We start from the raw sequence: 5,464 nt of genomic DNA on the forward strand, positions 1-5,464 counted from the left end.
GTCAGGCGGCCCAGCGGCGCGGCGGGCCAGGCGTTGGTCCAGTCGAGGCGATGGGGCTGGGGCATGGTCATGCTCCTTGCGGGCCGGAAAAAAGGCCCATGGCGTGGGTGCCGGTGATGCGCGGCGTGGCCGCGCGGGGCGCGACGTGAAATTTCGGGGGCACCTTGCCGTCGCGCGGGCGGGGCCAGCGAAGCGGCGGCATGCCCCGTTCGGTCGCGTGCGCGAGCCGCGCGGGACATGCCGCCGTCATATCGTACTTTTCAGCGAAGGGCGAGGCCGGTGCGGCGCGTGGGTATGCCCTTGCGGAACCGTCTTTGCTTCAAACGGGTGAAAAGACCGTTTGGATCAGGCAGAATCGGGGGCTGTTAAGGCTATGGGGATTTTTGTTCTCTGCCAAGGAAGAATGGTTTTTTATGGAGGGAGTATGCTTTTGTGGTATTCGACCGGAATAAAAAACCATTCTGACAGCGTTGCTCTCGATGTCCGTAGGGCTCGCAAGCTCGCCCAACGGTCACGCTACGCGCCCTTCGGGTCGGACGGCAGAGGGCAAAAGGACCATAGCGTTGACGGCCCCTAGCCGAAAAGAACCTTCGCCACCTTGTCCAGCGCAATCATCAGGGTGTCGTCCGACACCGCGTACGAGAAGCGCAGGCAGGCGTCGTCGCCAAAGGCCGCGCCCGGCACCAGCGCCACGTTGGCCTGCTCCATGATGTGCGTGCACAGGCTGGCCGAATCGGGCAGGGCCGGGGTGAACAGGGCGCGCATGTCCGCGAACAGGTAGAAGGCGCCGTCGGGCTTGGGGCAGACCACGCCCGGCCACGAGGAAACCACCCCGTGGGCCAGGTCGCGCCGACGGCGGAAGGCCTTCTTCATTTCCTCCACCGCGTCGTAGGGGCCGGTAAGGGCGGCCAGCGCCGCCTTCTGGGCCACGGAGCAGATGTTCGAGGTGGACTGGCCCTGTATCTTGGTCATGGCCTTGATCAGGTCGGGGTGGGCCAGGGCGTAGCCCACGCGCCAGCCGGTCATGGCGAAGGTCTTGGCCAGGCCGTTGACCACCGCCACGTTTTCGGGGTGGCGTTCCCACCAGTCGCACACGCTGACGGCTTCCGCCGGTTCGTAGACGAGGCGGTCGTAGATTTCGTCCGACACCACGAACAGGTCGCGGGCGATGGCCCACTCCATGATGGCGTCGGTTTCCGCGCGGGTGTAGCAGGCGCCCGTGGGGTTGGAGGGCGAGTTCAGCAGCAGCACGCGGCTCCTGGGGGTGACGGCGCGGTCCAGTTCTTCCGGCGTGACCTTGAAGCCGCGTTCCGCAGGGGACGCCACGAATACCGGCACGCCGCCCGCCAGTTCCACCAGCGCGGGGTAGCTCACCCAGTAGGGGGCGGGCACCAGCACCTCGTCGCCGGGGTTGAGCAGGCACTGGAACAGGTTGTACAGTGCCTGCTTGCCGCCGTTGGTGACCACCGTGGCTTCCATGGGGGCTTCCACCCCGTAGAAGCGGGCAAAGTACCCGCACACCGCCTGGCGCAGTTCGGGAATGCCCGGCACCTGGGTGTAGCGGGTAAAGCCTTCGTCGATGGCGGTCTTGGCCGCCTCTCGCACGTGTTCCGGGGTGGGGAAGTCGGGCTCGCCCACGGCAAGGCTGACCACCTGCACGCCCTTGGCCTTGAGCTCCAGCGCCTTGGCGTTGACGGCCAGGGTGGCCGACGGCTTGATGCGGGTGAGACGGTCGGAGATTCTCATTACGGTGCGTCCTGTTCGCGTGGTATGGTGTGCGCTGCCGCCAGCGTGCCGCATGCTGCGCTGGGCACGAAAGGCACGATGGCACGGCGGCCGCGCATGAGAACATCGTGCGGCAGGGCGGGCTTTTGGGCGCGCCTCTTCTCGGCGGCTGGTTACCAGCTTACGGGACGACTGTAAATTGCGGAAACATCAAAACATACCGGCAGGATGCGCGGGGAGCTGGCCGTGTCGGTGCGCACGGTGCGCACCATGCGCCAACCTGCCGTAAGGAAAGGCGATGTCCGGCGACGGAAAGCGCCAGGCAAAAAGGGATGCCGCAGGAGCGCGGGGTGGGGGTGGAGACGTGCCCCATGGTGCCAGCGGTGCCGACGGTTCCGCGGGTAAAGGTCGTGCCGTGAATAAAGAACGTGAAGGGGAACGGATGGCCGGAATCATGGGCACAACGGGGGGCAGCATGGGGGACGATTTGCCGATCATGGGCACGACGGGCTACGGCGCGCCGCTGTTGCCGTTTCCGCCCGGCTGCGTCGTGGGGCGCTTTGTGCGGCGGGTAAAGCGGTTCAGTGTGGAACTGGAAGTGGATGGCGCGCCCCTGTGGGTGCACAGCAACAATTCCGGGTCCATGCTGGGGCTGATGCGCCCCGGCGCGGCGGTGTTGGCATCGCCCGCGCCCAACCCCGACCGCAAGCTGAAATACACTCAGGAACTGGTGCGCTGCGACGGCAACGGCCCGCGCGGTTTCTGGGTGGGGGTGAACACCTCCGTCCCCAACCGGCTGCTGGAAGCGGCCTTCCACGCCGGGCGGCTGCCGTGGGCCGCCGGGTACACCACCCTGCGGCGCGAGGCCAGGCGCGGCGAAAGCAGGCTGGACGCCCGACTGGACGGCCCCGGCCTGCCCACCCTGTGGGTGGAGTGCAAGAACGTGACGCTGGTGGAGGACGACGTGGCCGCCTTTCCCGATGCCGCCACCGAACGCGGGGCCAAGCACCTGCGCGAGATGATGGACATCGTGGCACGCGGGGAGCGCGCCGCCGGGTTCTACCTTATCCAGCGGCCCGACGGGCACTGCTTCGGCCCGGCGGACTACATCGACCCGGCCTATGCCGCACTGTTCCACGAAGCCCGCGCGGCGGGCGTGGAAATTCACCCCCACCGCGCCCTTGTGGGCATGGCGGGGGTGGACATCGGGTGCGAGATGGCGGTGGTGGGGAAATAATGTAAGCGGGGCGCGATCTGCCTGCGGCGCAGGGCGGTTCCGAAGCGGAGCCGTGCGCGTGATGGAAGCAATGCGTTGCCGAATCAGGCCGATTCGGCAGCATGTGCGTTCTGGCCCTTTTGCAACCGCTCCAGCGCGGCCTGCTTGCGGGCCTCCCACACCTTCATGCCCACTCGGCGGCCAAGGTCGGACTGGCGGGCGCGCAGCAATGCCTCCGCCGCCTCGCGTTCGCCCTGCTGGTTGAGCATGGCGACCGATTCCAGGTCGCGCAGGTACTTTTCGCATTCGGCGATGATGCCGGACAGGTCGATGGCCGAAAGTTCTTCCGGCACGCGGACCGATTTGACCTTGCGGGGCATGGCGTTCTCCGTGGGGCGCGAGTGGGCGCGGGCGCGATGGACAGACACGCGGAACCGTACTGATGCAGGGCGGCAGGCATCACGCGTCAGGGGCCGGATGCGGCAGGGCCGTCGGCAGTCCCGCGCGGCGCTTGCCGAAGGCTTGCCGGAACGTGCGCGCCAAGTGGCCGATACACGTTCTGTCGTGCGGTCAGTAATACAGATGGTGTCCGGAACGTCAACAGTGCATGGGGGCATTCCGGGGGTGAAAAGGACAGGATTCCCGGCTTTTCCGGGGGGCGCTTCCCACTGCGGGGGGTGTGGCGGGATGTGAAGGCGTCCGGATTCCCCCGGTGGTCCCACCTGAGAACCTTTTGGATGCGCCTCCATGCCTGACGGGCCGTGTCGCGCCGTTGCGAGGGGGCGGCTTCTGCCCGGTGGTTTCCGTCCGCTCGGGCCGGTTTGTCCTGCCTCTCCGCTATCCCGCGTGCCCCGAGGAGGGGGGCATTCGGCCTGTTTCGCACCCTGCGCGGCTTGACGGGCCGCGTCCCACCGCGTATGGGGCCTGTTCCGCCATGCCGGGCAGGATTTCCGGGCCGACGCAGGCCCGAAGCGCACCGATGGGCACGGACGCACCCGGGCGCACCCGGATGCACCCGGACGTACCCCGGATGCACACGGATGCACACGGACGCACACCGATGCAGGCCTATTCGGCCCCTGCGGTTCAGGCATCGGCAGGCGCGGGCGGTGCCCGCATCCTTCTCACTCCATGTTTCATGCCGCCGGGGCGTGCCCGCTGCAGGCGGTACCGGCCAATCCGGCCTGCGCCCGATCCGCGGCTGGCTCGCGACTGGTTCGCGACTGGCCCTGTGCCCGATCCGCGCCCGGCCCGGGGCCGGATTTTTACCGGCCCGCACCCCGCACGTCCGCCAAATTCTCCCGCCGTTCCTTGACGCACGGCCCGTGCTGTGGAACATGCGGCGGAGAACACGACTTTTTTTCCGCAAGGAGCATATATAATGATCAAGACCGAACACCGCTGCGGCTGGGTTGCCCTGCTGGGGCCGCCCAACGCGGGCAAGTCCACGCTGCTCAACTCTGCGCTGGGCCACAAGGTGGCCATCGTCACCCCGCGCGCCCAGACCACCCGCAACCAGATCGTGGGCATCCTGTCCGAGCCGGACGCGCAGGTCATCTTCATGGATACCCCCGGCATCCACCAGCAGCGCGGCCGCATGAACAAGATCCTGCTGCAGACGGCGTGGCAGTCCATGCACAGCGCCGACGTGATCCTGGTCATGCTGGACGCGGACCTGTACATCAAGAAGCCGGACTTTCTCGAAAACGACGTAAAGCCGCTGATGGACGCCGTGGCCGCCGAAGAACGCCCGGTCATCGTGGCCGTGAACAAGGTGGATCTGTTCCGCGACAAGTCCAAGATGCTGCCCCTGTTCATAGAGTTGCAGAAGCTGTGGCCCAAGGCAGAGGTGTTCCCCGTCTCGGCGCTGAAGCGCGACGGCCTGCCGGAACTGGTGCAGCTGGTGAAGTCCAAGCTGCCCGTGGCCCCCGCCCTGTACCCGGAAGACCAGCTTTCCACCCTGCCGGTGCGCTTCATGGCGGCGGAAATCGTGCGTGAAAAGCTGTTTCTGGCCCTGCGCCAGGAACTGCCCTATTCCGTGGCCGTGGAAATCGAGAAGTGGGATGAAGAGGAAGGGCGCGACCTCGTCACCATCCACGCGGTGATCTACGTGGGCCGCCCCTCGCACAAGTCCATGGTCATCGGCAAGGCCGGGGCCACCATCAAGGACCTTGGCACCAAGGCTCGCGTGGACATTCAGGACCTGCTGGAAAAGAAGGTGCATCTTGAACTGTGGGTCAAGGTGCGCGAAGGTTGGACCGAGGACGTGGGCTTTCTGCGTTCGCTGGGTCTGGCCGACGAATAGCGACGCACCCCCGGCAGGCTGGCCACGCATGGCCGCTGCCGGGCCGCCGTCGACGGTTTTCGCGCCGTCCGTCCGCCGTTTGTCGTGCGGCGGGCGGCGCTAACGCTTTTTGCCATCCGGGATGATGCCATGCCGCACGATATTGCAGCCGCCTCCGCCTTTCTGCCGCCCGAAGCCGCACAGGCCCTGCTGGACCGCTGGGTCCTGGTATCCGGCCT

4 protein-coding genes are annotated in these 5,464 nt (G+C 66.9%); 2 read left to right on the plus strand and 2 right to left on the minus strand.

Annotated features, from left to right (window positions below; all coding sequences use genetic code 11):
* Nucleotides 1-573: 573 nt before the first annotated feature.
* On the minus strand, nt 574-1,746 hold the full coding sequence (locus tag FVW20_RS06590; protein ID WP_196608807.1) for a pyridoxal phosphate-dependent aminotransferase: 1,173 nt from the start codon (nt 1,744-1,746) through the stop codon (nt 574-576).
* A 454-nt stretch (nt 1,747-2,200) separates the two neighbouring features.
* Here FVW20_RS06590 and sfsA point away from each other — a divergent pair, with 454 nt between their 5' ends.
* The gene (sfsA, locus tag FVW20_RS06595; protein WP_196608808.1) at nt 2,201-2,962 is read left to right on the plus strand and encodes a DNA/RNA nuclease SfsA; all 762 of its coding nucleotides are present in this window, start codon (nt 2,201-2,203) and stop codon (nt 2,960-2,962) included.
* 83 nt (nt 2,963-3,045) lie between these two features.
* Here sfsA and FVW20_RS06600 read toward each other — a convergent pair whose 3' ends face one another.
* Nucleotides 3,046-3,321, minus strand: a complete 276-nt coding sequence (locus tag FVW20_RS06600; RefSeq protein ID WP_196608809.1) for a hypothetical protein — start codon at nt 3,319-3,321, stop codon at nt 3,046-3,048.
* 1,001 nt (nt 3,322-4,322) lie between these two features.
* Between FVW20_RS06600 and era the strand changes: the two genes are divergently transcribed.
* Complete coding sequence (gene era / locus FVW20_RS06605) at nt 4,323-5,246, plus strand: GTPase Era (RefSeq protein ID WP_196608810.1); 924 nt, start codon at nt 4,323-4,325, stop codon at nt 5,244-5,246.
* Nucleotides 5,247-5,464: the final 218 nt, after the last annotated feature.

Source organism: Nitratidesulfovibrio oxamicus (assembly GCF_015731765.1).
In the GTDB taxonomy this organism is placed as follows: domain Bacteria; phylum Desulfobacterota; class Desulfovibrionia; order Desulfovibrionales; family Desulfovibrionaceae; genus Cupidesulfovibrio; species Cupidesulfovibrio oxamicus.